This window comes from Marichromatium sp. AB32, assembly GCF_003718675.1.
Lineage (GTDB): Bacteria > Pseudomonadota > Gammaproteobacteria > Chromatiales > Chromatiaceae > Marichromatium > Marichromatium gracile.
This window is the reverse complement of record NZ_RHFJ01000005.1, coordinates 55,413-79,889: the sequence shown is the minus strand read 5'-3', so window position 1 is coordinate 79,889 and position 24,477 is coordinate 55,413. Positions and strand designations below refer to the sequence as shown.

The 24,477-nt window shown below is 68.8% G+C and carries 20 protein-coding genes and 4 tRNA genes; 13 read left to right on the top strand and 11 right to left on the bottom strand.

Annotation, left to right across the window (positions count from 1 at the left end):
- Positions 1–14: 14 nt before the first annotated feature.
- Positions 15–758 (bottom strand): ferredoxin--NADP reductase, encoded by a 744-nt coding sequence (locus EBL85_RS03155; protein WP_123140590.1) that lies wholly within the window; start codon positions 756–758, stop codon positions 15–17.
- A 187-nt stretch (positions 759–945) separates the two neighbouring features.
- Between EBL85_RS03155 and EBL85_RS03150 the strand changes: the two genes are divergently transcribed.
- Positions 946–1,488, top strand: coding sequence for a glutathione peroxidase (locus EBL85_RS03150; RefSeq protein ID WP_062277565.1), 543 nt, complete (start codon positions 946–948; stop codon positions 1,486–1,488).
- A gap of 45 nt (positions 1,489–1,533) precedes the next feature.
- On the opposite strand, the gene htpX is transcribed toward EBL85_RS03150, so the two are convergent.
- Complete coding sequence (gene htpX, locus EBL85_RS03145; protein ID WP_062277569.1) at positions 1,534–2,403, bottom strand: protease HtpX; 870 nt, start codon at positions 2,401–2,403, stop codon at positions 1,534–1,536.
- Between the two features lie 161 nt (positions 2,404–2,564).
- Between htpX and EBL85_RS03140 the strand changes: the two genes are divergently transcribed.
- The 6 genes from EBL85_RS03140 to EBL85_RS03115 all read left to right on the top strand — a co-directional run bounded on the left by EBL85_RS03140 (position 2,565) and on the right by EBL85_RS03115 (position 5,444).
- Positions 2,565–2,640 (top strand) — tRNA-Ala (locus EBL85_RS03140).
- Positions 2,641–2,703: 63 nt separating this feature from the next.
- Positions 2,704–2,779 (top strand) — tRNA-Glu (locus EBL85_RS03135).
- A 54-nt stretch (positions 2,780–2,833) separates the two neighbouring features.
- Positions 2,834–2,909, top strand: a tRNA-Ala gene (locus EBL85_RS03130).
- A 62-nt stretch (positions 2,910–2,971) separates the two neighbouring features.
- A tRNA-Glu gene (locus EBL85_RS03125) sits at positions 2,972–3,047 on the top strand.
- Between the two features lie 95 nt (positions 3,048–3,142).
- A complete protein-coding gene (locus tag EBL85_RS03120) occupies positions 3,143–3,943 on the top strand; it encodes a hypothetical protein (protein ID WP_123142142.1) in 801 nt (266 codons plus the stop codon).
- A 250-nt stretch (positions 3,944–4,193) separates the two neighbouring features.
- On the top strand, positions 4,194–5,444 hold the full coding sequence (locus EBL85_RS03115; RefSeq protein WP_123140592.1) for a bifunctional alpha/beta hydrolase/OsmC family protein: 1,251 nt from the start codon (positions 4,194–4,196) through the stop codon (positions 5,442–5,444).
- A gap of 7 nt (positions 5,445–5,451) precedes the next feature.
- Here the strand turns inward: EBL85_RS03115 and EBL85_RS03110 are convergent, their stop codons facing one another.
- A complete protein-coding gene (locus EBL85_RS03110; protein WP_223806046.1) occupies positions 5,452–6,996 on the bottom strand; it encodes a glycosyltransferase family 39 protein in 1,545 nt (514 codons plus the stop codon).
- A gap of 148 nt (positions 6,997–7,144) precedes the next feature.
- On the opposite strand from EBL85_RS03110, the gene EBL85_RS03105 reads away from it, so the two are divergent.
- The gene (locus EBL85_RS03105) at positions 7,145–8,269 is read left to right on the top strand and encodes a glycosyltransferase family 2 protein (protein ID WP_123142140.1); all 1,125 of its coding nucleotides are present in this window, start codon (positions 7,145–7,147) and stop codon (positions 8,267–8,269) included.
- A gap of 6 nt (positions 8,270–8,275) precedes the next feature.
- Here EBL85_RS03105 and EBL85_RS03100 read toward each other — a convergent pair whose 3' ends face one another.
- The 6 genes from EBL85_RS03100 to EBL85_RS03075 form a co-directional block, all read right to left on the bottom strand.
- Positions 8,276–9,634 carry an HDOD domain-containing protein gene (locus EBL85_RS03100; RefSeq protein WP_123142139.1) on the bottom strand — a complete coding sequence of 453 codons (1,359 nt, stop codon included), beginning with the start codon at positions 9,632–9,634 and terminating at the stop codon, positions 8,276–8,278.
- 94 nt (positions 9,635–9,728) lie between these two features.
- On the bottom strand, positions 9,729–10,025 hold the full coding sequence (locus tag EBL85_RS03095; RefSeq protein WP_123142138.1) for a hypothetical protein: 297 nt from the start codon (positions 10,023–10,025) through the stop codon (positions 9,729–9,731).
- A 162-nt stretch (positions 10,026–10,187) separates the two neighbouring features.
- Complete coding sequence (locus EBL85_RS03090; RefSeq protein ID WP_123142137.1) at positions 10,188–11,483, bottom strand: NAD(P)/FAD-dependent oxidoreductase; 1,296 nt, start codon at positions 11,481–11,483, stop codon at positions 10,188–10,190.
- Between the two features lie 23 nt (positions 11,484–11,506).
- Positions 11,507–12,112: a cytochrome c4 gene (locus EBL85_RS03085; RefSeq protein ID WP_123142136.1), complete on the bottom strand. Its 606-nt coding sequence runs from the start codon at positions 12,110–12,112 to the stop codon at positions 11,507–11,509.
- Positions 12,113–12,250: 138 nt separating this feature from the next.
- Complete coding sequence (locus tag EBL85_RS03080; RefSeq protein WP_123140599.1) at positions 12,251–13,210, bottom strand: ankyrin repeat domain-containing protein; 960 nt, start codon at positions 13,208–13,210, stop codon at positions 12,251–12,253.
- Positions 13,211–13,241: 31 nt separating this feature from the next.
- Positions 13,242–13,805, bottom strand: coding sequence for a NapC/NirT family cytochrome c (locus EBL85_RS03075; protein ID WP_123140600.1), 564 nt, complete (start codon positions 13,803–13,805; stop codon positions 13,242–13,244).
- A gap of 242 nt (positions 13,806–14,047) precedes the next feature.
- On the opposite strand from EBL85_RS03075, the gene EBL85_RS03070 reads away from it, so the two are divergent.
- A complete protein-coding gene (locus tag EBL85_RS03070) occupies positions 14,048–14,446 on the top strand; it encodes a hypothetical protein (RefSeq protein WP_123142135.1) in 399 nt (132 codons plus the stop codon).
- Between the two features lie 38 nt (positions 14,447–14,484).
- Positions 14,485–15,186: a glutamine amidotransferase gene (locus EBL85_RS03065; protein WP_123142134.1), complete on the top strand. Its 702-nt coding sequence runs from the start codon at positions 14,485–14,487 to the stop codon at positions 15,184–15,186.
- 282 nt (positions 15,187–15,468) lie between these two features.
- On the opposite strand, the gene nadA is transcribed toward EBL85_RS03065, so the two are convergent.
- Together nadA and EBL85_RS03055 are read right to left on the bottom strand one after the other, a co-directional pair.
- Entirely contained in the window at positions 15,469–16,512 is a 1,044-nt protein-coding gene (nadA, locus tag EBL85_RS03060) for a quinolinate synthase NadA (RefSeq protein WP_123142133.1), read from the bottom strand.
- 251 nt (positions 16,513–16,763) lie between these two features.
- On the bottom strand, positions 16,764–18,269 hold the full coding sequence (locus EBL85_RS03055; RefSeq protein WP_123140603.1) for a dynamin family protein: 1,506 nt from the start codon (positions 18,267–18,269) through the stop codon (positions 16,764–16,766).
- A gap of 452 nt (positions 18,270–18,721) precedes the next feature.
- Between EBL85_RS03055 and EBL85_RS03050 the strand changes: the two genes are divergently transcribed.
- The 3 genes from EBL85_RS03050 (at position 18,722) to EBL85_RS03040 (ending at position 24,443) form a co-directional block, all read left to right on the top strand.
- Entirely contained in the window at positions 18,722–19,870 is a 1,149-nt protein-coding gene (locus EBL85_RS03050; protein WP_223806043.1) for an efflux RND transporter periplasmic adaptor subunit, read from the top strand.
- A gap of 143 nt (positions 19,871–20,013) precedes the next feature.
- The gene (locus EBL85_RS03045; RefSeq protein WP_123142132.1) at positions 20,014–23,901 is read left to right on the top strand and encodes an efflux RND transporter permease subunit; all 3,888 of its coding nucleotides are present in this window, start codon (positions 20,014–20,016) and stop codon (positions 23,899–23,901) included.
- Between the two features lie 89 nt (positions 23,902–23,990).
- Positions 23,991–24,443 carry a hypothetical protein gene (locus EBL85_RS03040; protein WP_123142131.1) on the top strand — a complete coding sequence of 151 codons (453 nt, stop codon included), beginning with the start codon at positions 23,991–23,993 and terminating at the stop codon, positions 24,441–24,443.
- Positions 24,444–24,477 lie beyond the last annotated feature (34 nt).

The window sequence follows — 24,477 nt, the reverse complement described above, 5'->3', positions numbered from 1 at the left end:
GCTGCTCGCTGCCCTCAATGATACTGCTCGGTGGTGTACTGCCCCGGGGCGTGGCGGCGGTGGCGTTCGAGTCCGCGTGATTCGAGGATCGCCTTGGATTCCTTGATCATCGCCGAGTTGCCGCAGAGCATGACGTGGCTGTCCTCGGGGGTGATGGTGGCACCGGCGCGTGATTCCAGGGTGCCCGAGACCAGCAGGTCGGTGATGCGGCCATAGAGCGCGTCCGGGGCCTCGGCGCGGCTGATCGCGGGGATGAAGGTGAAGCGCTCGCCATGGTGCGCGGCGATCTCGGCGAGGGTGTCGCCATAGGTGAGGTCGCTCGGCTGGCGCACGCCGTGGACCAGGACCACGCGCTCGAAGCGCTCCCAGGGCGTGGCGGTGCGCAGGATCGACAGATAGACCCCGAGCGCGGTGCCGGTGGCGAGCAGCCACAGGGTCTTGGCCGGTTGCACGGTGTCGAGGGTGAAGATGCCGCTGGCGCGCGTGGTGAGCCACACGGTATCGCCCGGCTCGAGGTCGGAGAGCCGGGGGGTGAGCGGCCCCTCGGGGATGGCGTTGAAATAGATCTCGGGTTCGGTCTGCCCGGGTGGATTGACCAGCGAGTAGGGGCGACCGACGCGCTCGCCATCGATGTCCATCGCCACCTTGATGTACTGTCCGGCGCTGAAGGGCTCGAGCGTCGCCTCGAAGCGCATGCTGTAGAGCCCCTCGGCCCATCGCTGCTTGGCCGTTACCCTGCCTTTGACCCAGTCGCTCATCTTGGCTCCTCGAATGCTGTGCTGCTCATGGCCCGCAAAGCGACGCGGGCGTGTTGATGGGTTCGGAGTAGGGGATGTGGGCGCGCCCTCGAGATTTTCCAACCAATTTGGTAGGAAATTATTGCAATGACGCGCACGGGCGCCATGTCTCGCTCCATGTCCGTCGATACCTCAGGAGAGATCCACCATGAGATTGCCACTGTTCGCCCTCGGTCTGGCCGCGGCGACCCAGGTCGCGGCCGAGTCCCCCGCCTGTTCGTCTTTGCTCGACCTGGAAGTCCGTCGGCTCGCCGGGGACGAGCGGGTCAATCTCTGCGAGGCCTATCAGGGTAAGGTGATCCTGGTGGTCAACACCGCCAGCAAGTGCGGTTTCACCCCGCAATACGAGGGGCTGGAGGCGCTCTATCGCGATTACGCCGATCGTGGTCTGGTGGTGCTCGGCTTCCCCTCCAACGATTTCGCCAACCAGGAGCCGGGCGACGAGGCCGAGATCCGCGACTTCTGTCGTCTGACCTACTCGGTGGAGTTCCCGATGTTCGAGAAGGTGAGCGTCAAGCGTGGTCGTGCCGCGCCCCTGTTCGAGCGCCTGGCCGCCGCCGGGGCGCCCTATCCGAAGTGGAACTTCTACAAGTATCTGATCGATCGCGAGGGCAATCTGGTCGAGAGCTATTCGAGCATCACCAAGCCGCAGAGCGGTCGGCTGGTGCGGGCGATCGAGCGTTTGCTGTGAGCCGGGGAGGGCGCGCCCCGGCGCACGGGCCGGGGCACGTGGGGATCAGCCCGCCTGTTCGAGCGCGGCGATACGCCGTTCGAGCGGCGGGTGGCTGCTGAACAGGCTGCCGATCTTGCCGGAGATGCCGAAGGCGGCGAACTCCTTGGCCTGAAGGTCCTGCGGCTCGTGGACCCGCTGCAGCGCGCGCAGCGCGTCGGCCATCTGGCGGCGGCTGGTGAGCGCGGCACCGCCGGCGTCGGCGCGGAACTCGCGATAGCGCGAGAACCACATCACGATCATGGTGGCGAGCACCGAGAGCAGGATCTCGGCGATGATCGAGACGACGAAGTAGCCGATTCCCGGTCCCTCCTCATTCTTGAAGATCACCCGGTCGACGGTATGGCCGATGATCCGCGCGAGGAACACCACGAAGGTGTTCACCACCCCCTGGATCAGTGCCAGGGTGACCATGTCGCCATTGGCCACGTGGCTGATCTCGTGGCCGACCACCGCCTCGACCTCCTGCTTGTTCATGTGTTGCAGCAACCCGGTGCTGACCGCGACCAGGGCGTCGTTGCGGTTCCAGCCGGTGGCGAAGGCGTTGGGCTGGGGTGAGTCGAAGATGCCGACCTCGGGCATGCGGATGCCGGCGCGCTCGGACTGGCGGGCGACGGTCTCGAGCAGCCACTGCTCGAAGGGCGTCGACGGCTGCTCGATGATCTGCACCCGCATGCCGTGCTTGGCCAGCGTCTTGGAGAGGAACAGCGAGATCAGCGAGCCGCTGAAGCCGATGATCGCCGCCATCAGCAATAGCGCGCCCATGTCGAGCCCGCCCTGTTGGACCACACCGTCGATGCCGAACAGGCGGAAGGCCACGCTGATGACGACCAGTATCGCGAGGTTGGTCGCCAGGAAGAGGAAGATACGCATCATGGAACGAGGCTCCTGGATCGTCGAACAAGGGGGCTACCACCCGGTTGGTTGAACCGATGGGGTAGGGTTGCGCTCCCTTGGACAGGCGGGATGAAAAAAATTTCCGCACAGGGGTAGACAAAGTCAAAAGATGTGCGTAGCATACGTGGTCTCAGGTCGCTGGGGCCATAGCTCAGCTGGGAGAGCGCAACACTGGCAGTGTTGAGGTCGGCGGTTCGATCCCGCCTGGCTCCACCAAAATTCGGTAGTTCGGATCGGATCGCCTAGGCAGGCCCGGTCTGCAAGACTGAAAACGTTTCAGTCCCCATCGTCTAGTGGCCTAGGACACCGCCCTTTCACGGCGGTAACCGGGGTTCGAACCCCCGTGGGGACGCCAACAAGCATAACGGGTTAGCGATTCGGCTGGCTAGTCCGTTGGAAGTACAAAGCCGGGGCCATAGCTCAGCTGGGAGAGCGCAACACTGGCAGTGTTGAGGTCGGCGGTTCGATCCCGCCTGGCTCCACCAAATTCAGCCAAGAAAGACAGGATCGCCTAGGCAGGCCCTGTCTTGACTGAGACCGAGTTTCAGTCCCCATCGTCTAGCGGCCTAGGACACCGCCCTCTCACGGCGGTAACCGGGGTTCGAACCCCCGTGGGGACGCCAACAAGCATACGGGCCAGTCGCGAAAGCGGCTGGCCCGTTTTGCGTTTGGGGCGGGCAAGGCGGCCCGCTCCGTGACCCTGCCGCAGGAGCCTTCCGTGCCCGCGCCCCTCTTCTCGCGCTATCTGGGGATCGACTATTCCGGGGCCGGCACCCCGGAGCAGCGATTGCCCGGAATCCGTGCCTACCGACTCGACGCTGACGACGACCTGCCGTCCGAGGTGTTCCCTGAGGGTTGTGCGCAACGCTGGAGTCGCCGTGCCCTGGCCGCGTGGCTCGAAACGGTGCTGCGCGAGCCGGTGCCGACCCTGGTCGGGGTCGATCATGCGCTGTCCTTTCCGCTCGACTACTTCGTCGCGCATGGGCTGAGGCACGACTGGCCGGTCTTCTTCGACGACTTCCAGTGTCACTGGCCGACCGATGGCGTCGGTGTCAGGGTCGAGGATGTGCGCCGCGGGCGCGTCGGGGCCGGGGCTGCGCGCAGTGGTGATGCGCGCTGGCGGCGCCTCACCGACCGTCGCGCCAGGGGCGCCAAGTCGGTGTTCCATTTCGACGTGCCCGGCTCGGTGGCCAAGTCGACCCATGCCGGGTTGCCCTGGGTGCGTCTGTTGCGCGCGCGGCTCGGCGAGCGGCTGCACTGCTGGCCGTTCGACGGTTGGACCCCGGCGCTGGGCCGGTCGGTGCTGGTCGAGGCCTATCCCGCACTCTATCGCGACGATGGCGATTGCATCGGGCTCACCCCGGATCAGTGCGATGCCCGTGCCGTGGCCTTGTGGCTGATGCGCGCGGATCGCGCCGGGCGACTCGATGACCTGTTCACGCCTCCGCTCGATGCCGACGCCCGCCTCCATGCCGCCATCGAGGGTTGGATCATCGGCGTTGGCGCCCGCCGGGACTGAAGCGCTGAACCAACGAGTCGCGGCGGAGACCAATCGGTGTCGTCACGGTCGCTGACGGCGGGGCTCGGGGGCGGCGCGCGCAACGTGTGCGCTCGACTGGAACCGCGCTCGCGGATGCGAGAGGATGGAGGGCTTGCCGTGGCCTGGTCACGGCGGTTCATCACTTCGTTTCGTGCCGCCCGCGCACGCAGTCTGCGCGGGCGGTCTGTTTTGGTCGCGATTCGCACGAGAAGACACCGAGGAGATCGGAATGCCACGTATCAAGCTCGAGTTTCCGAACGCCGCAGGGCACCGACTGGCGGGGCTGCTGGAGATGCCGCCGGAACGGGTGCCGACGCGACGTTATGCGCTCTTCGCCCACTGCTTTACCTGCAGCAAGGACATCGCCGCGGCGAGCCGGATCAGTCGCGCCCTGGCCGATCGCGGGATCGCCGTGCTGCGCTTCGACTTCACCGGGCTGGGCAACAGCGACGGCGACTTCGCCAACACCAATTTCTCCTCCAACGTCGAGGACTTGCTGGCTGCGGCGCGCAAGCTCGAGGAGGACTTCCAGGCCCCGGCGCTGCTCATCGGTCACAGCCTCGGCGGCGCGGCGGTGCTCGCCGCCGCGCCCCAGCTGCCTTCGGTCGAGGCGGTGGTGACCATCGCCGCGCCTGCCACCGCCTCGCACGTCCAGCATCTGTTGAGCGACGCCCGCGACGAGCTCGAGGCGCGCGGCGAGGCCGAGGTCAAGATCGGGCTGCGCCGTTTCCGCATCCGCAAGCAGTTGCTGGAGGACCTCGCGCAGTACGGTGCGGCCGATCACATCCGCGACCTCGACCGGCCGCTGCTGGTGTTCCACTCGCCGCTCGACACCATCGTCTCGATCGACGAGGCGGCCAAGATCTATCAGGCCGCGCGTCACCCCAAGAGCTTCATCTCGCTCGACAACGCCGACCACATGCTCAGCGATCGCGAGGACGCCGAGTACGTCGCCGAGACCCTGGTGGCCTGGGCCAGCCGCTATCTCGGCCTCGGCGGTCATCGCTTCGAGCAGAGCCTGGGCACCGCGCCCAAGGTAGGCGCGGGCGAGGTGCTGGTCACCGAGCTGCACGCCCGCTTCCTGCGCGGGCTCTATACCGGTCGCCATCAGTTGCTCGCCGATCAGCCCTCGGCCGTCGGCGGCAGCGGGCTGGGTCCTGATCCCTATGAGCTGATGCTGATGGCGCTCGGCGCCTGTACCTCGATGACGCTGCGCGAATACGCCACCGCCAAGGGCTGGGATCTCGACGACGTCGAGGTGCGTCTCGCCTTCGATCGCAGTCACGCCGCCGACTGCACCGCCTGCGAGCGCGAGGAGGTGCGTGTCGATCGGGTGCAGCAGCGCATCAACCTGCTCGGCCATCTCACCGCCGGGCAGCGGGCGCGACTGCTGGAGATCGCTGAGCGTGCCCCGGTCAACCGCTCGCTCGAATCACTGATGCTGATCCACAGCGAGCTCGACGACGAGCGCCTCGACTGAGCCCGGCTCAGTCGCCGAGCGGGGCGTAGCGATAGAGCCGCCAGATGTGGAGCGGGCGCGCGCAGGGCGCGCTCGCCCCCTGGTGGAGCGGCTGTCCCGCGCAATCCTGGAGGACGCGCCGCTCGGTCACCCGGAAGCCGGGGAGCGCGGGCGGATGACCGGCGCGCGAGACCAGCCAGAAGGGCTGGTCGATGCGCGCCGGGTCGAGCCGTGGCGCGATGCGCCCGTGCAGATACTCCGAGGGGCGGTGCAGTCCCGGCCACTGGCTGGTGGTGGCCGCAAGCCCCGGGGCGTGGAAGCGCAGCATCGCGACGAGCTGATAGCGGTCGGCATGGACCGGGGCGTCGAGTCCGGCGGCGACCTCGGCCAGCGCGGCGAAGCCGTGGGTCTCGCGCAGCACCCGGTTGGCGCTGTCGGGCAGCGGCAGCGCGGCGCTCGCCGCGTGCACCGCATAGAGCGTGACCAGGACGAGGTTGGCCCCGGCGCCGCCGAGCAGCCAGCGCGGTCGTTGCAGCAGTCGCGGTGCGAGCAGCGCCGGGGCGGCGAGCAGATAGACCACCGGCCAGTTGGCCTCGACCTCGCTGAAGCTGGCGATGACGGCGAAGAAACCGAGCGGGAACAGGGTCGCGGCGATCAGCAGGGCGCGGGCGTGACGGGTGAGTCGCGGGCGCGGTGGCGTGCCGCCACCGCCGCGCAGCGCCATCACCAGCACCGGGACCAGCAGCCCCCAGAAGGCGAGCTGGGCGCCGAGATAGCCGCCGAGGCTCGCCAGGCGCTCGACGAGCGTCTGCGGGCCGCTGTGGGCCATGGTGCCGGCGCCCAGGGTCTCGGGTGCGGCCAGCTCGGTGGAGAGCCCGTGACCGAGCTGGAAGCCGAGGCTGAGCCAGTCGTGGCTGGCGTTCCACCACAGGTTGGGGGCGAACACCAGCAGCGCGGCCAACGCACCGAGATAGGGCCAGCGGGTGCGCAGCGCGCGCGGATCGACCCAGAGGATCGCCCACAGCAGCACCGGTCCGATCAGCACCATGGTGTACTTGCCGAGCAGCCCGATACCGACCGCGATGCCCGCCGTGATCCAGCGCCGGCGCTCACCGCCGAGGGCGCGCTCGGACTCGTGCAGGGCCAGCGCCCAGGCCAGCGCGAGCACGGTGTCCGGGGTGGTGACGACGCCGCCGATCAACCCCGGCAGGGTGGCGCAGGCGAGCAGCAGCGCGCTCGCCAGGGTGGCGGTGGTGGTCAGCCCGGCGCGCCAGTAGAGCCGGGCGAGCACCACCAGGGTGAGGACGCCGGCGAGCAGGGTGCCGAGCCGTGCGGCGAGCGCCGAGCCGGGCTCGAGCAGGGTGCCGAGCCCGAGCGCGGCGACCCCGGGCGGGTGATCGAAATAGCCCCAGCCGAGCGTCCGCGCCCAGTCGAAATAGTAGGCCTCGTCCTGGGTGACCGGCAGGAGCGCGGCGATGGCCAGGCGCAGTGCGCTCAGCGCGAGGATCAGCAGCGCGATCGGGCGCCAGTCGATGGACTCGGCAGCGGGACGACTCGGGGCGGCGGTGGACATGGCGGGCACGGGTTCGGTGGACGAACGCGTTAGAATGCCGCCCACCAGGGTCGCCGCGCAACCGACCCGCGTGCGCGATCGCCGCTCAGTCATGCCGCGTCCGGTACCGCCGAGGCGCCAAACCCCTTGTTTCAGGTTGTTCGGATCCATGCCACACAGACCCCCCCACCAGCCGCCCCAGCTCGCCGTCGTCGTGCCTACCTACAAGGAGGCGGGATCGGTCCCCGAGCTTGTCGAACGTGTCCGTCGGGTGCTCGACGGGCTCGCCTGGGAGCTGATCTTCGTCGACGACGACTCGCCCGACGGCACCGCCGAGCGGGTGCGCGAGCAGGCCCGGCAGGATCCGCGGGTGCGGCTGATCCGGCGCGTCGGGCGGCGCGGGCTGTCCTCGGCCTGTATCGAGGGGATGCTCGCCACCACCGCGCCCTGCGTGGCGGTGATGGACGGTGACCTGCAGCACGACGAGTCGCTGTTGCGCCAGATGTACGACACCCTCGACGCCGAGCCCGAACTCGACCTGGTGGTCGGCAGCCGCTATGTCGGCGGTGGCGGGGTCGGTGAGTGGAACGCGCGGCGCCAGGCGATGAGTCGCTTCGCCACGCGCGTCGGGCAGCGACTGCTCGGGGTCGAGCTGGCCGACCCGATGAGCGGCTTCTTCATGGTCCGCGCCGCCGCCTTCCAGGGCTGCGTGCACCGGCTCAGCGGGGTCGGTTTCAAGATCCTGCTCGACATCGTCTCCTCGAGCGAGCGGCCGCTGCGCTGTCGCGAGCTGCCCTTCACCTTCCGCGAGCGTCACGCCGGGACGAGCAAGCTCGACAACGCGGTGCTCTGGGAGTATCTGCTGATGCTCGCGCAAAAGACCCTGGGCTCGGCGATCCCGGTGCGCTTCCTCGCCTTCTCGCTGATCGGCGGGTTCGGCGTGTTCGTCCACATGGCGGTGCTGTGGCCGCTGCTGGCGGTGCTCGGCGAGGGCGCCTTCCTCGCCGGTCAGGCCACCGCCACCCTGGTGGCGATGACCAGCAACTTCTTCCTCAACAACCTGCTCACCTATCGCGACATGCGTCTGCGCGGTCGCGCGCTGCTGCGCGGCTGGCTCTCCTTCGTGGTGGTCTGCAGCGTCGGTGCCCTGGCCAATGTCGGCATCGCCAACTATCTGTTCGTCGAGGGGCTCTCGGGCTGGTTCCTCTCGGCGCTCGCCGGCATCCTCGTCGGCGCGGTGTGGAACTATGCGGTGACCGCGGTCTACACCTGGCGCCGCCCGCAGCCGGCCTGAGCCGGCTCAGCCGTCGAGCCGTTCGGCCAGCGAGCGCGGGAGCTGGCGCAGCTGGGCGCGCAGCCGGGGGACGAGCTGTTCGTAGAGCAGCTCGACCTCGCTGATCCCGGCGCGTCCGAGTAGCGCCAGATAGGCATCGAGGAAGAGTCCGGGGTCGCCCGGGGTGTGACCGTGTAGCCGCGCGAGCAGTCGGCGCGCGAGATAGAGCACGGCGACGTTGTCGCGCACCGTCTCGGGGAGCCGCGCCGGGGGCGCGAACTCGGGGTGATGCTGGTGGTGCAGGCTGTCGCACACCATCGCCGGCAGGTGCCAGCTGCGCAGTAGCGCGGCGCCCATCTCGGCGGGATCGAGCAGGTCGAACAGGGGCTTGAGCCGGGGGTTGGCGCTCTTGAGCAGCGCGTTGATCACCAACCCGATGTCGGCGAGGATGCCGAGGGTGGCGACCTCCGCTGGGCGCCCGAAGGCAAGCGTCTGGGCGAGGGTGAAGGCGAGGCGCGAGAGCTCGACGGCACGCTGGTGGATGTCCGTGAACAGCTCGGTGTTGGGCAGGCTGCGGCGCATGCTCTCGGTCATGATCACCTGGTAGACGGCGTTGTGACCGAGCAGGGCGATGGCGTGGCTGACGCTGGTGACCTGGTGCTGCAGCCCGTAGTAGGGCGAGTTGATCGACTTGAGCAGGGTGCTGGTGAGCGCCGGGTCCATGGTCACCAGCTCGACGATCTCGCCCTTGGTGGTGCGCTCGTCGAGCATCTTGTTGAGCAGCGCGGTGGTCGAGATCGGCAGCGCCGGGACCTTGGCGAAGAGCTGGCGTGCGGTCTCGGTCTCGGCAAAGCCCGCGCCGCCGGCGGTGCGCGCGGCGATCAGCGCATCGGTGAGCGCCCGGCTGTGACGCGCGAGCGCCGCCTGGCGTCGCTGTGCACGGTACAGTCGCTGGAGACCGAACTGGTGCGCGCGGTGTCGGAGATAGTCCAGCAGCGCGGGTTCGAGGTCGGCGATGGCGCTGCGTTCGAGTGCCAGCACCTGGCTGTGGGTGAGGGCGGTGGCGGTAGCGGCGTGGATGCCGGGTTGCGTCAGGTCGAACTCGCAGATCCAGTCGCCCGGGCCGAAACGCTCGGCGTCCGAGGCGGCGGTGTCGCCGATGACGATCTCGCCGGCGCTGATCACATAGAGCCGCTCGGCGCGGCTGTCGGCGCGAAACAGCACATCACCCGGGGCGAGACGCAGCGGGAGGGCGCGATTGTGCAGTTGCACCACCTCTGCTTCGGAGAGATCGGGAAAGGCGGTTGTCTGTTCGGCGTGAAGGGCGGGCGGGCCGGAGCGGGTCTCGCTCCTGGGGGCGGTGAGGTGTTTCCAGAGGTTGCGCATCGACTCGATCCCGGGGCGGTCCCGCACGGCTGGCCGTGGCAGAGAGGCTAGCCGAAAACGCCGTCGACCGCTCGTCGACGACCCTGCCCGGGACTCAGTGGAACAGCGCCTCGGCGGCCTGAAGCAGCGTCTCGGCCTGGTCGGCGGGCGCGGCGGCGCCGGTCTGGTGGCGCGGCTCGAACAGCTCGCAGAAGTTGGCGCGGACCTTGTCCGTTACCGGTTCGGCGATCGGCTCGATGCAGTCGTTGGCGCGTCCCGGGGCGTGGTGCCGGCAGTTGCGGCAGCAGTGGGTGGCGCGCTCGCAGTTCGGGCAGCGGCCCTCGCGGGCGTAGTCGAGACGGGTCAGGGGACTGCCGCAGTGCCAGCAGTTGCCGAGGCTGGGGTCTGTCATGATGGCGAGGTCCGGGGCGCCAGGCCCCGCTCCGTGGCTGGTCGGTGCACGCAATTCTAGCGCTCGCTCCGGTGCTTCGCGACGACGAAAAAAGGGGGCCGTGCGGCCCCCGAAGACTCCTCCTCCTTTGGTCCCTCTCGCGGGCGCCCGCCTCGTGGCGGGTCAGCCGAAGGTGTCGTGGGTGATGTTGTTGTACCAGCTGTAGGCGTACTGCACCTCGCGGGCCAGTGCCCAGTCGGGTGCGTCGCTCGGGGTCAGGCCGCCGGCGCCCTCGACCGGGGCGATGGTGGCGCCGTCCTCGCTGAGGCGGTAGACGGCGGCGACCGAGATGCCGTAGTCGGTGCCGATGATCGAGTAGCAGGTGTTGATGTAGGAGGGCGTGCCCGGCTCCTCGCCCTTGAGCAGCGCGGCGATCGCCGCGGCGGCGACCTTGCCCTGGCTGTTGGCCGAGTAGCCGGACTTGGGCATCTTGGTGGCGATACAGGCGTCACCGATGACATGGATGCCGGGATGGATGCTCGACTCGAAGGTGCGCTTGTCGACCGGGCACCAGCCGCTGTCGTCGGCCAGGCCCGCCACCTGGGCGATCTTGCCGGCGCGCTGCGGCGGGATGACGTTCATCACGTCGGCCCGGATCTCGTCGCCGAAGCTGGTCTCGGCGACCATGCCCTCGGCGTCGACCCTGACCACGGCGGCGTCCGGGCCGGGATGCCACTCGATCAGGCTGTCCTCGGTGCCGAAGCCGTAGAGTCGCTCCCAGCCCTGGGTGAACAGTCCCTGCTTGGAGAAGGCCTGCTTGCTGTCGAGGATGATGACCTTGGATTTGGGCTTGTGGCCCTTGAGGTAGTGGGCGATCTGGCTGGCGCGCTCGTAGGGACCGGGCGGACAGCGGAAGGGGTTGGGCGGGGCGACCAGCACCACGGTGCCGCCGTCGGCCATCTCCTCGAGCTGGCGGCGCAGCAACGCGGTCTGGGCGCCGGCCTTCCAGGCGTGCGGCAGGGTCTCGGCGGCGGTCTCGCTGTAGCCCTCGATGCGGTCGTAGAGCAGCTCGATGCCCGGGGCGACGACGCAGCGGTCGTACTCGAAGCGCTCGCCGCCGGCGGTGTCGACTGCGCGCGCCTCGGGGTCGATCGCGGTGACGGTGTCGTGGACCACGCGGATACCGTGCGCGCGCAGCCCGTCATAGCCGTGCTCGAGGGTGTCGAGCTGGCGGTCGCCGCCAATCACCTCGTTGCTGAGATAGCAGGTGTAGTAGGTCTGGTTGGGCTCGATCAGGGTCACCTCGATCGCCGGGTCGGCGCGCTTGAGGTACTTGGCGGCGGTGGCCCCGCCGGTGCCGCCGCCGACCACCACCACCCGGTGGCTGGCGGCGCGGGCGAGATAGGGGGCCGAGAGCAGGCCGAGGGCGGCGGTGGCAGTGGCGCCGGTCTTGACGAAATCGCGTCTGCTGAGCTTCATCGCGTGCTGATCCTCCGATGTCCTTATTGTTGGCTGGCGTAGAAGGCGTACAGGGCTTCGAGACCGTCCTCGCCGTGGCGCTCGAGCAGGTCCTCGAGCTTGCTGCGCATCTTCTTCGGCAGCTCGCGACGATCGGCGCGGAAGTCCTCCATGGCGTAGCGCAGATAGGGCATCCACTGTCCGGCGAGGATGTTGTAGTCCTCCTCGTCGACCAGCGGGATGCCGCCCTCGGCGTGGCACTTCTCGCAGAAGCGGTCGTGGAGCTCGGCGCCGGTGTCGACCAGTGCCGCGTCGTAGTCCTGGGGGGCTGGGCGATAGGGCTGGCCATGGAAGTATTCGGCCATCGCCTCGAACTCGGCGGTGTCATAGCCCTTGGCGATGCGGCCCATCACGGTCGAGTAGGTGTCTCCGCTCTTGAACGCCTCCATGGTGTCGACGAATACCAGCGGGTCCATCGCCGAGATGCTGGGCGCCGCCGGCCCCATGCTGTTGCCCTCGGTGCCGTGACAGCCGGCACAGGCGTTGGCGAGCATCTCCGGGGTGGCGTCTCCGGCCTGTGCGGCGGAGACGAGTCCGAGCGCGAGGAGTCCCGCGGTCAGGGACAGTCTGTTGCGGATCGAGTCGGCCATTCCTTCCTCCTGTTGCATCTTTGCGGTAGACCGACGCCCTCCGGGGCGTCGGCGGCTGAGGGGTAGCGGCCTGGGCCACTGCCTCTTGAGCAAGTGCGCGGTGCGCGGAGTCGTGTCGTCGCCCGGCAGCGAGCGGGATCAGTGACCGCGGGCCAGCAGCTCGATCGCCTCGCGATTGTCGAGCTGGCGGGCGCGGTCCGCCGCGGTGCGTCCCTGCGCATCCTCGAGAGCGGGGTTTGCGCGATAGTCGATCAGGAGATCGATCAGGGCGTTGTGATCGGTCGAGATGGCCTCCATCAACGCCGTGGTGCCGTCGCTGTCTTGCAGATTGGGGTTGGCGCCCTGTTCCAGCAGCAATCGCGCCAGCTCGTGGTGGCCCTGACTGGCGGCGAGGATCAGCGCGGTGGCGCCGAGCGCGTCGCGGGCGTTGACCTCGGCGCCGGCCTCGAGCAGGGCGCGGGCCATCTCGAGCTGGCCGCGGTCGGCGGCGATCAGCAGCGCGGTGGCGCCGTCGCGGTCGCGCGACTCGAGCTCGGCGCCGGCCCCGAGCAGCGGTGCGACCAGGGCGACATGGCCGCGTTCGGCCGCCTGCATCAGCGCGGTGCGACCGTCGCGATCGGCGGCCTTGGGATCGGCGCCGCGGAACAGCAGCTGTTCGACCATCTCGAGGATGCCGTGACGCGCGGCGATCATCAGCGCGTCCCAGCCGGCGCGGGTGCGGTCGTGGACATGGGCGCCGCGTGCGATCAGCAGCGCCGAGATGCCGATGTGTCCGCCCTCGGCGGCAAAGGTCAGCGGGGTGCAGCCGGCGACGGTGCGGGCGTTGACCGTTGCGCCACGGGTCAGCAGCAGCGCCACCGTCTCCAGCTCGTCGGCCTCGACGGCGAACATCAGCGCGGTCTTGCCGAAGGCGTTGGCGGCATCGACGGGGGCGCCGCGGTCGAGCAGTTCGGCCATGGTCTCGGTGTCTCCGACCATGGCATTGAGCCTGAGCTCGGTGGCAAGGTCGGCCGCCCCGGCGCCGCCCGCGCCGAGCAGCAAGGCGGCGAGCAGGGAGATCCTCGGGGCGCGGCGGCAGGTCCTGTTGCTGGTCATCATCTCCGGCCTCGTCGTTGCGCGGGCGCCGACCTCAATCGGCGGCGGCCGTTTCGGGCAGCGGCTCGTAGGGCTCTTCGTGGACGATGCCCTTGTGACAGTCGATGCAGGTCTGTCCCTTGTCCTCGGCGGCGGCGTGACGGCTACGCGCCGAGCGCCCCTGTTCGGAGAGGTCCATGCTGGAGAAGTCGTGGCAGGTGCGGCACTCGCGCGAGTCGCTGCGCTCCATCTTCGCCCAGACCCGCGAGGCCATCTCCCAGCGACGCGCCTCGAACTTCTCGGGGGTGTCGATGGTGCCGACCAGCTCGTGGTAGACGTCCTTGACGGCGATGACCTTGGTGACCAGCTTTGGCCACAGCGCCTTGGGGACATGGCAGTCGGCGCAAGTCGCCTGTACGCCCGAGGGGTTTTTGTAGTGGAGTGTCTCCTTGTACTCCTCGAAGTTGGTATGCATCGTGTGACAGGAGGTGCAGAACTCCATGGTGTTGGTGGAGCGGATGCCGAAGTCGAGCGCGGCGACGAAGCCGATGCCGGCAAAGAACATCAGAACCAGGACTGCCATGGAGAATCTGCGCCGAGACGTCTTGCGCTGGGGCATACGAACCATCCTCCCCGACGGCGGTTGGTGACCGGTCCCGAGCACGCCCAGGAGGTCGCTCCGCCTTCTTGATAATTGTCATTGATCTTAAGTGAATTGGTCTGTGGTTGCCAAGGCCGGCGCCCGTGTCCGAGGTTGGCGGGCGTATTCCGGACGTGGACGTGTGCCGGGAACGCCGCCGTGAATCACTGGTCGGAGGTGGAGTGGTGCTATCGCAGTTGATCCCCGCTCATGGGGTCTCCGTGAGCCCCGATGTCGTGCGGCAGGTGCTCGCCACCGCCTTCGCGATCGACGATGGACTGCTCGGTGACGCCGTCACGATCCGTGTCTCCGGTGTCTCCGACGACCAGAACGCCATGCTGATGGCCGAGCTGCTGCTGGATCGTCTGTGCAGGGTCTCGGGGCGGGTGCTGGTCGATGTGCGCCGGCTGCACGGCCGTCCCTCGCTGGCCTCGGTCTACTTCCTGATGCGCGAGTTGCCGCTGCGCCAGCACCCGCCGCGTGAGGTCGCGATCCTGGAGCGTGAGGCGCTGCGTGCCCATGCTGAATTCCATCGCACGACCGCAGCCAACACCGGGGTGTGTTTCACGTACTTCTTCGACGTCGCCGCGGCATGTGCCTGGCTGGCCGCCGGGCGTTGAGTCGGTAGCGACGGCGGATCTCTCGGGGGATGGGGTGCATGCAAGGACGTTGTTGCATCATCAAGGTCGGCCGGACCTTCGGCGAGCTGGTCGCGCGTCGAGGTGACTTCGAGGACTGGATCCGCACCGGTCTCGGCAGCGATCGCGCCTGGCGGGTGGTCGACGCTGCGGCGGGCGCATCCTTGCCCGCGCCCGATGAACTCGCCGCGGTGGTGATCACCGGCTCGCACGCCATGGTCAGCGAGGCCGCGCCCTGGAGTCTGGGCATCGAGCGGTGGCTCTCGGGGGTGTTGGCGCGCCGGGTGCCGGTACTCGGGATCTGCTACGGGCACCAGTTGCTCGCCCGCGCCTGCGGCGGCGAGGTCGGCTTCAATCCGCGCGGACTCGAACTCGGCTGTGTCGAGGTTCGGCTGAGCGCGGCGGCGCACGACGATCCGCTGTTCGGTGGGCTGCCCGATCGCTTCGTGGCGCCGGTCACCCATGCCCAGTCGGTCTTGCGCCCCCCGCCCGGTGCCCGGGTGCTGGCAGCCAACGACCACGATCCCCATCAGGCATTGCGCCTGGGTGCGTCGGCCTGGGGCGTACAGTTCCATCCCGAGTTCGATCGCGAGGCGACCCAGGTCTATGTCGATCGCCAGATCGACGCCCTGGGCGCGCGCGGGTCCGAGGTCGAGGTCGTCGACACTCCCGAGGCGGCCGGCCTGCTCCAACGCTTCGCCGCTTTGGTGAGCGGGCGGTAGGGTGCCCAGCCGCCAGCCGCCAGCCGCCAGCCGCCAGCCGCCAGCCGCCAGTCGCCAGCGCCCAGCCGGGGAGATTGAACCGCGAAGGCGCGAAGGGCGCAAAGAGCCTCAAGTCGTAAGCGGCCAGTCTCCAGCAGCCAGTGGGAGCGCACCCTCGACGAGGGCACGTCTTGCCCGCATCCGTGGTGCAGGTCTTTGGCACCAGCGCTTGAGGGTAGTCAGCCACTGGTGGCTGGTGGCTGGTGGCTGAAGGCTGGTCGCTGGTCGCTGGCGTGATGGCCTCTAGCGCTGCGCGGAGAAATCGAGCATGCGCTGGATCGGGCGTACCGCGCGTTCGCGGATGGCGTCCTCGACCCGGATCTCCTGGTCGCCCTCGCGCAGCACGCGCTCGAGGTTCTGCAGCGCGTTCATCGCCATCCACGGACAGTGCGCGCAGCTCTCGCAGGTCGCGCCCTCGCCGGCGGTGGGGGCCGGGATCAGCGTCTTGTGGGGGGCGAGCTGACGCATCTTCCAGAAGATGCCGGTGTCGGTGGCGACGATGAACTCGGGGTTGGGCAGCTCGGTGACCGCGCGGATCAGCTGGGTGGTCGAGCCGACCACGTCGGCCTGCTCGACCACCGCATCGGGTGATTCGGGGTGGACCAGCACCGCCGCGTCGGGGTGTAGCGCGCGCACGCGTTCGAGGGCGTACGACTTGAACTCCTCGTGGACCACGCAGGCGCCGTCCCACATCAGCATCTCGGCGCCGGTCATGCGCTGGACATAGTGGCCGAGATGGCGGTCAGGCGCCCACAGGATCTTTTCGCCGCGCTCTGCAAGGTGGCGCACCACCGGGAGCGCGATGCTCGAGGTCACCATCCAGTCGGCGTGTGCCTTCACCTCGGCGCTGGTGTTGGCGTAGACCACCACGGTGTGATCCGGATGGGCGGCGCAGAAGGCGGCGAAGTCTGCTGGCGGGCAACCCTCGTCGAGCGAGCAGGTGGCGCTCAGATCGGGCATCAGCACCCGCTTCTCGGGGTTGAGGATCTTGGCCGTCTCGCCCATGAAGCGCACCCCGCAGACGACCAGGGTGCTGGCCTCGGTCTGGGTACCGAAGCGCGCCATCTCGAGCGAATCGGCGACCCGGCCGCCGGTTTCCTCGGCCAGTTCCTGGAGGTCGCCGTCGGTGTAGTAATGGGCGACCAGTACCGCGTCCTGCGCCTTGAGCAGTTTGGCGATGCGCTCCTTGGTGGCGCGCTTCTCGTCGGCGCTGAGGATGGGCCATTGGGGCTGGGGCGGTACCTGGACAGTGGGGCGGGAGCCACCCCCCGTGGTCGCGTTTGGCATGGTCGTTCTCTAGTGGTTCGTCTGGGGTCCGGCCTGGCGCCGCAGACGGGTTCGTCGCGGGCCGATGTCATGGCATTGGACCGGTCTCGGGTATGAATGCTCCCGTCCAGGCGTGTCGCCGCGCCGTGGCGAGCAGCGCCATCCGTGGGCTGGTGGACGGGGGGTGCATGGTGGCGCCGCAGCGCCGTGTCGCCACCGGCCGGGGTCGGCCGGTGGCAAGCTCTCCTCCGGGCGAACCCGGAGCGGTCAGGTCAGGCCGAGGCGGAGTCGCTTTCGGTTGCGGACTGCCCCCGGCGCGGCTTGTCGGGCAGGCCGCGCGGGTTGGTGAAGCGCTCGTTGAGGGTCTGGATATAGTTCTCGCAGTTCTGCAGCACCTCGTCGATGGTGTTGCGGCTCCTGCGACTCCAGCCGATCGGCGAGCCCGAGAGCACGGTGCGCCAGAAGCGGGTGTTGCGCTGGAAGGCGCCGATCACGTCGCCCGGCGGGTTGTGCTTCTCGACCTGCTTGCGCAGCCAGGGCATCACGCTCAGCGCCGCCAGTCGGCGGATGGTGAAGTGCCCGCCGATCACCAGCACCGCGATCACGCCCTCGAGCCCCCACAGTCCCCAGGAGACGGTGGTGAAGAGGTCGAGCCACTGCGGGTCGTAGACCAGCCCGTGCCAGTGTCCGGCCCGCAGGCTCCAGACCATGAAGGCGCCGGCCAGCAGCGCGAGCAGGATAGTCTCGGTGACCAGGGTGCGACGACGCCAGCGACGCTTGGCCTGTTGCAGCAGCGCCATCGAGCCGTCGGTGAAGTCGGTGGCGGTCTTGCGCAGCGCGGCGACGATGCGGTAGGCGCGCTCGATCTCGACGCGCTCCATGCGCAGATAGATCTCGGCGAGATCCTCGTCGCGCTTCTTCTCGAAGCGGGCGCGCCGGTGCTCGTCGGCGATGGTGGTGCCGGCGTCCGGGCTGTAGACGGTGTAGAAGCGCCCGGCGGTGAGTCCGGCCTCGCCGAGCGCGCGCAACCAGGCGGCGACCACGTCCTCGGGGTTATCTTCGGTGGCCGCCGAGTCCATCTGGTTGAGGATATAGAGGAACTTGCCCGAGTCGGCCCGGTTGATGGTGTCGCGCACCAGGTGCTTGAGGGTGTCGCGCATCGCCCCGGGCTCGGGGTGACGGGCGTCGAACATCACCAGCACCAGGTCGGAGAGGTCGATCATGTGATCGGTCAGGCGCAGGATGGTGGTGCGCTGGGCATCGGCGTCGAAGCCCGGGGAGTCGATCAGGATCTTGCCGCGCAGCCGGTCGCTGTGACAGGTCTTGAGCTGCAGATAGGTATCGATGCGGTTGCCGTCGCCGCTGTCCTCGGCGGTGTCGACATGGGCGATGTCGCGCGACATCTGGTAGAAGGGGAAGCGCGGGTCGGAGTCGAGCGAGACCCCGGGCAGCGAGTGGCTGATCGGGTCGGCGCTGTAGACGACGACGGTGAAGCGGTCGTCGACGGCCTGGTTGCCGGTGCGCTGGAGCTTCTCGCCGAGATAATGGTTGATGAAGGTCGACTTGCCCGCCGAGAAGGTGCCGAGCACCGAGATCAGCGGCCACCAGGGGATCTGACTGGAGAAGGTCTGATTGGTCTGCAGAACGCCGGTGGCGTAGGCGACCTCGTCGATCTCCCGGAAGCTCTGCACGGCACTGAGCAGGACCGGGTTCTCCTGCTCCAGGTGGGACTCCAGTTCCTTCAGGCGCTGCTGCACAGCGTCAGCGGTAGACGGCATGGATTGGGTTCCTCTCTGCGATGGTCCGTGCGCTTGTCGCTTGCGGGTGTGTGCCGGGCACGTCGCGGCGGACGCGCACTTCAGTATCGGGCTCACCTGCGGTTTCCCGGCGCGCGATGGCCCGCGATGTTACAACGAACCCCCAGGCCAGTGATAGTCGACCGCGCGGCGGTCTGCATGTCCCCGGGAACGGGCCCGTGGCCTGGGTTGAATGTCTCGCGGCGACACAGGCATACTGGACAACTGCGCCGTCCGGAGCACAGGGATGCGGCACCTGGCATGTCTCGCAGTACCCGGCCGAAGATCGCCTGGTCCATGAAAAGACGGACGCGCGCCGGGCTCAACGACCCTCCCCCCCGACGGTGTCCGAGTTCCGCTCCGAACCGCAATCGCGCCCTTCGGGCTTCCGACTCAACACACAGCGTTTGGTGTGCGATCCGATGGCAATACAGATGAGAAAGGCCTCAGCCGCGTGGCTGTTCGCCCTCGCCCTGGTGGGCGCCGCAAACACGGCGCAGGGGCAGGGCGGTCCGGACGAGACCTTCGTCGTCCAGCAGGCGCAGGGTGCGCCGACGGTCTCCATCGGCGGGACCGTGGTCCCCTACAAGGAGGTGATGCTCGCCGCCCAGCTCCCCGGGCGCGTGACCTTCATCGCCGGGCGCGAGGGCGACGCCTTCGATGACGCCGAGCTGCTGGTGGCCATCGGCGACGCCGAGTTGCTGGCCAAGCGCCGTGCGCTGCTCGCGCAGATGGCCAGCGCCGACGCCCAGCTGCGCAACGCCGGGGTGCAGTACACCCGCGAGATCTTCTCGCCGCAGTCGCGCGCGGTGCCCGGCGGCATGGGTCTGCCCAACCTGTTCGATCAGATGTTCACCCGTCCGGTCGAGTCCTTCATCGGCGAGCGTGATCGCAGCGCCGAGCGCTCGGCCGACCTGTTCGCCTCCGGCGTGCAGATCCAGGAGGCGCAGAACCTGATGCTGCGTCTGCAGGCCGAGCTGCAGGCGCTCGACGCCAAGATCCGCGATGCCCGCGGCATCGCGCCCTTCGACGGTGTGATCGTGAAGAAATTCGTCGAGGTCGGCGACACCGTGCAGCCGGGGCAGCCGCTGCTCAACTATGCCGACATTGAGTATCTCCAGGTCGAGGTCGACGTCCCGGCGCGACTGCGTGCGGGGCTGCGCGAGGGGATGATGCTGCAGGCCGAGATCGACCCCTCGAACCAGCGCGTGCCGGTCCGGGTGGCGCAGATCTTCCCCATGGCCGACCCCCAGCGTCACACCATCAAGATCAAGTTCGACCTGCCCCAGGGCGTCTCCGAGCCGGGGATGTACGCCAAGGTGCTGGTGCCCGATCACAACGCCCCGGCGCGTGCCAACCCGGTCGTGCCGCGCTCGGCGGTGCGCTACAACGGCAGCCTGCCCGGGGTCTATGTGCTCGACACCGAGGGCGCAGCCAAGCTGCGCCTGATCCGTGTCGGCGAGTCGCTCGAGGGCGGTTTCATCACCGTGCTCAGCGGGCTGCGCCCGGGCGAGCGAGTGCTCGCCGACCCCGGTCCCGGGGTGAGTGCCGGCTGGGCCCGAGGCGAGGACGCCGGGCACTGACGGATCAACCGGTCGCGGCGCGCAGGACCGCCCGCGACCCGGCGTGACGGCCTGCGACCGTCGCGCCGCTGGGCAGCGACGCCCGCTGCGGGCGTCCGCCGATCGCCGCCACGCCGCGCTGGCCCGTACAAGCTGGATTCGACATGAGCCAAGACGTAACCCCCATGACCTCGGATCAAGACACCCGTCTCGCCGACGACGCGCATCTCGGCATCGCCGGGCGCACCGCCCGCTTCTTCATCCGCTCGCCGCTCTCGCCGCTGTTCTACGCGGCGATGCTGATGATGGGGCTGCTCGGGTTGATGATGACCCCGCGCCAGGAGGATCCGCAGATCTCGGTGCCCATGATCGACATCATGGTGCAGTACCCGGGCGCCTCGGCGCAGCAGGTGGCCAACCTTGCCACCCAGCCGCTGGAGCGGCTGATCAGCGAGATCCCCGGGGTCAAGCACGTCTACTCGGCCTCGCGGCGCGGCGAGGGGCTGGTGACCGTCGAGTTCGACGTCGGCGAGGAGATGGGCCCCTCGTTGGTCAAGGTCAACGACAAGCTCGCCTCCAACATGGACCTGATCCCGCCGGGTGTGCTGCCGCCCCTGGTCAAGAGCAAGGGGATCAACGATGTGCCCATCGTCACCCTGACGCTGTGGTCGAAGGATCTCGACGACAACGGCATCGCCGACGTCGACGACGGCCAGCTGCGCCTGCTCGCTCAGGACCTGCTGCAGGCGCTCAAGCAGGTCGAGGACACCGGCAACGCGTTCATCGTCGGCGGGCGGCGCGAGCAGGTCACCATCGACGTCTCGCCCGAGCGGCTCTCGGGCTATCGCATCAGTCTCGACCAGGTGGCGCAGACGCTGAGGAGCGCCAACGCCGAGACCACCGCCGGCGACGTCGAGTCGCGCGGCGCGCACTTCACCGTCACCACCGGCGCCTTCCTCACCGGGGTCGAGGACATCAACCGGCTGGTGGTCGGCACCTACAACGACATCCCGGTCTACATGCACGATGTGGCCGAGATCCGGCTCGGACCCGAGGACGCCAGCCAGCTCGTCACCTATTACACCGGACCTGCCGCCGAGATCGAGACCCGCGCCGACGGTCGTCCCGCCGTCACCCTCGCCATCGCCAAGAAGGAGCTGAGCAACGGCGTGACCGTGGCCGATGCCATCCTCGAGCGGGTCGAGGAGCTGCGCGGCACGCGCATCCCCGACAACGTCGAGGTCAGCGTCACCCGCAACTACGGTGAGTCGGCCGATCAGAAGGTCTCGGAGCTGATCTGGAAGCTGATCAAGGCCACCCTGTTCGTGGTGGTGCTGGTGCTCATCGCCTTCCGCGCGGTGCGCCCGGCGCTGGTGGTGATGCTGGTGATCCCGGTGGTGCTGTTCATGACGGTGTTCATCGCCTGGGTGGGCGAGTTCACCATCGACCGGGTGAGCCTGTTTGCGCTGATCTTCTCCATCGGCATCCTCGTCGACGATGCCATCGTGGTGGTCGAGAACATCTACCGACGCTGGCTGGCCGAGGGCCGCACCGACGAGGCCACCGCGGTCGACGCGGTGCGCGAGGTCGGCAACCCGACCATCCTTGCCACCTTCACGGTGATCGCGGCGCTGCTGCCGATGGGCTTCGTCAGCGGCATGATGGGGCCCTACATGGCGCCGATCCCGGTGCTCGGCTCGGTGGCGATGTTCGTCTCGCTGTTCGCCGCCTTCGTCTTCACCCCCTATCTGGCGATCTCCAAGTGGCTGCGCCCCTCGATGGGCTATCTCGCCGCCGCCGAGCGGCGCGAGCATCGCGACGCCGAGCGACTCGAGCGCTTCTTCCGCCGCGTGCTCACCCCGCTGATGGAGAGCCGCGCCAAGCGGCGCATCTTCCGCCTGGTGCTCTGGGGCACCTTCCTCTTCGCCTGCTCCTTCTTCTACTTCAAGTGGGTGGCGGTGAAGATGATGCCGCTCGACAACAAGCCCGAGTTCTCGGTGGTGATCGACATGCCCGAGGGCACGGCGCTGCCGGTGACGGCGAATCTCGCCCACCGGCTCGCCGAGCAGCTGCGCACCCTGCCCGAGGTGACCGCGATCCAGCTCTATGCCGGCACCGCGCGACCGTTCGACTTCAACGGCATGGTGCGCCACTACTATCTGCGCTCCGACCCCTGGCAGGGCGAGCTGCAGGTGCAGCTCACCGACAAGCACGCGCGCGAGCGCAGCAGCCACGAGATCGCGGTCGCCGCGCGCGAGCTGATCACCGCCACCGCGCACCAGGCCGGGGCGCGGATCGCGGTGGTGGAGATGCCGCCGGGACCGCCGGTGCTGCAATCGGTGGTCGCCGAGATCTACGGCCCGACCCCGGAGCTGCGCCGCGAGTTCGCGCGTGACGTCACCGCCTTCTTCGGGCAGGCGCCGAGCGCGCGCGATGTCGACAACTATCTGCGCGACGACTTCGACTACTGGCGCTTCGAGGTCGATACCGAGAAGGCGGTGCGTCGCGGCATCTCGGTCGACACCATCAACCGCAACCTCGAGATGGCCCTCGGTGGCGCCACCATGGGCGACATCAAGCAGCAGAGCGGGCGTCAGAGCGGTCACGAGCCGACCCGGATCGTCATCCAGGTGCCGCTGGCCGAGCGCTCGCAGATCGAGCGTCTGGGCGATCTGCCGATCCTCTCCAACCAGGGCTTCACGGTGCCGTTGAGCGAGCTCGGGCGCTTTGTGCTGACCCCCGAGGAGGATCTGATCTATCACAAGGATCTGCGCCCGGTCGAATACGTCGTCGCCGATGTCGGCGGGCGTCTGGCCGCGCCGGTCTATGCCATGTTCCAGGTCCAGGACCTGATGGCCGAGCAGGACTACCTCGCCCCGGACGGCTCGCGTCCGAACGCCGGCGGCGGTTTCGGCGATGCCTTCCACTGGCTCGGCGCGCCGCCCAACGACGGGCGTCTCGCCTGGCAGTGGGCCGGTGAGTGGACGGTCACCTTCGAGACCTTCCGCGACATGGGCGCGGCCTTCGCCGTCGCCCTGGTGCTGATCTACATCCTGGTGGTGTGGGAGTTCGGCAACTTCCGCATCCCGCTGGTGATCATGGCGCCGATCCCGCTGACCCTGCTCGGCATCATCCCCACCCACGCGCTGGTGTTCGCGATGGGCATGGGCGGCGAGTTCACCGCCACCTCGATGATCGGCTGGATCGCCCTGGCCGGGATCATCGTGCGCAACTCCATCCTGCTGGTGGATTTCGCCATCCACGAGATCCAGAAGGGCGTGCCGGTGGCCGAGGCGATGATCCGCGCCTGCAAGATCCGCACGCGCCCGATCCTCATCACCGCGCTGGCGCTGGTCGCCGGCTCCAGCGTGATCATCACCGACCCGATCTTCCAGGGCATGGCGATCTCGCTGCTCTCGGGCGTGGTGGTCTCGACCCTGCTCACCCTGATCGTGATCCCGCTCGGCTGTGTCGCCGCGAGCGAGGCCATGTGCGAGGTCGCGGCGGCGAGCGCGCCGCCCGGGGTGCGGGTGCCCTGTCTCGCCGAGCGCGAGGAGGCCGCCGAGGCCGCAGAGCACGCGCGTCCCGATGCCGCGCCAGGCGCGGGGCGGATGCGCCGGATCGCCGCCCAGGCCGGTGAGATCCTGGTGATGGTGTTCTATGCGGTGCGCGCGATCTTCGTGCTGCTGTTCGAGGCGCTCAAGGGGATGCTCGGGCGTTGGCGCGAGCGGCGCCGGCCGCAGCGCCCGGCGCCGACGCGGACCACGGCGCCGCCGCCGAGCGACACTCCGGCAGCGGCTGCGTCGCCCACGACGCGTGCCGCCGAACCGGAACCGGAACCGAAACCTGAGCCTGAGTCCGAGTCCGAGTCCGAGTCGCCGGCGAAGAGGACGACCGCGAAGAAGACGACGGCGAAGAAGGCCACCGCGAAGAAGACGACGGCGCGCAAGACCACCGCGAAGTCGACCACGACGCGCAAGACCGCCAAGCGCAGCGGGCGGCGTGGCATCCAGTTGAAGGATGACGCCCAGGAGCCGCCGAGCGATGACTGAGTCGTCTCCGTCTGGTCGCCTGCCGGGGCGGTCTGCTAAGGTCGCTGCGTTGCACGTCGCCGCATGAGCGTGCGCAAGGAGTCACGTTCATGATGCGTCGGTTGTCGGCCGCCACCCTGGTGTGCGCGCTCTGGTGCGCGGCCCCCGGGGCCGCCCAATCGCTGTGGTCGGCCCCCGATGGGGCGGATTCACCCTATCGCCAGGGCTTCGAGCAGGGGCTCGAGCAGCAGGCCGCACCGCCTGTCTGGTCAGCGCCGCCGCGCGCTCGCGACGACGGCTATCGCTTCCGCCCCTGGGGCGCTGAGGAGGCGAGGACGGATGAGGTTCCGGGCTATCGCTTCCGTGAGCCCGGGCGTCGCGCCGATGCGCCATTGGTGGTGCCGGGGGAGGGGATCGAGTATCGCTTCCGACCGCTGACCGAGCGCGAACGCATGCAGCGTGATGAGACAAGGAATCGCGACTGGCGGCCGCGACGACAGCGTTCGAGTGACGGCCAGGCGCCGCCACCCCTCGGTTGGCCCGCACCCTGGTCCGTGGACTGACCTCGGCGGCGTGGTCCCGATCACCATCCCACAC

Coding starts and splice junctions, on each gene's coding strand:
- EBL85_RS03155 (WP_123140590.1), bottom strand. CDS start 758: ATGAGCGACTGGGTCAAAGGCAGGGTAACGGCCAAGCAGCGATGGGCC.
- EBL85_RS03050 (WP_223806043.1), top strand. CDS start 18,722: ATGAGAAAGGCCTCAGCCGCGTGGCTGTTCGCCCTCGCCCTGGTGGGC.
- EBL85_RS03115 (WP_123140592.1), top strand. CDS start 4,194: ATGCCACGTATCAAGCTCGAGTTTCCGAACGCCGCAGGGCACCGACTG.
- EBL85_RS03100 (WP_123142139.1), bottom strand. CDS start 9,634: ATGCGCAACCTCTGGAAACACCTCACCGCCCCCAGGAGCGAGACCCGC.
- EBL85_RS03085 (WP_123142136.1), bottom strand. CDS start 12,112: ATGGCCGACTCGATCCGCAACAGACTGTCCCTGACCGCGGGACTCCTC.
- EBL85_RS03110 (WP_223806046.1), bottom strand. CDS start 6,996: ATGTCCACCGCCGCCCCGAGTCGTCCCGCTGCCGAGTCCATCGACTGG.
- EBL85_RS03065 (WP_123142134.1), top strand. CDS start 14,485: ATGCAAGGACGTTGTTGCATCATCAAGGTCGGCCGGACCTTCGGCGAG.
- nadA (WP_123142133.1), bottom strand. CDS start 16,512: ATGCCAAACGCGACCACGGGGGGTGGCTCCCGCCCCACTGTCCAGGTA.
- EBL85_RS03095 (WP_123142138.1), bottom strand. CDS start 10,025: ATGACAGACCCCAGCCTCGGCAACTGCTGGCACTGCGGCAGTCCCCTG.
- EBL85_RS03075 (WP_123140600.1), bottom strand. CDS start 13,805: ATGCCCCAGCGCAAGACGTCTCGGCGCAGATTCTCCATGGCAGTCCTG.
- EBL85_RS03080 (WP_123140599.1), bottom strand. CDS start 13,210: ATGATGACCAGCAACAGGACCTGCCGCCGCGCCCCGAGGATCTCCCTG.
- EBL85_RS03045 (WP_123142132.1), top strand. CDS start 20,014: ATGAGCCAAGACGTAACCCCCATGACCTCGGATCAAGACACCCGTCTC.
- htpX (WP_062277569.1), bottom strand. CDS start 2,403: ATGATGCGTATCTTCCTCTTCCTGGCGACCAACCTCGCGATACTGGTC.
- EBL85_RS03055 (WP_123140603.1), bottom strand. CDS start 18,269: ATGCCGTCTACCGCTGACGCTGTGCAGCAGCGCCTGAAGGAACTGGAG.
- EBL85_RS03150 (WP_062277565.1), top strand. CDS start 946: ATGAGATTGCCACTGTTCGCCCTCGGTCTGGCCGCGGCGACCCAGGTC.
- EBL85_RS03040 (WP_123142131.1), top strand. CDS start 23,991: ATGATGCGTCGGTTGTCGGCCGCCACCCTGGTGTGCGCGCTCTGGTGC.
- EBL85_RS03105 (WP_123142140.1), top strand. CDS start 7,145: ATGCCACACAGACCCCCCCACCAGCCGCCCCAGCTCGCCGTCGTCGTG.
- EBL85_RS03090 (WP_123142137.1), bottom strand. CDS start 11,483: ATGAAGCTCAGCAGACGCGATTTCGTCAAGACCGGCGCCACTGCCACC.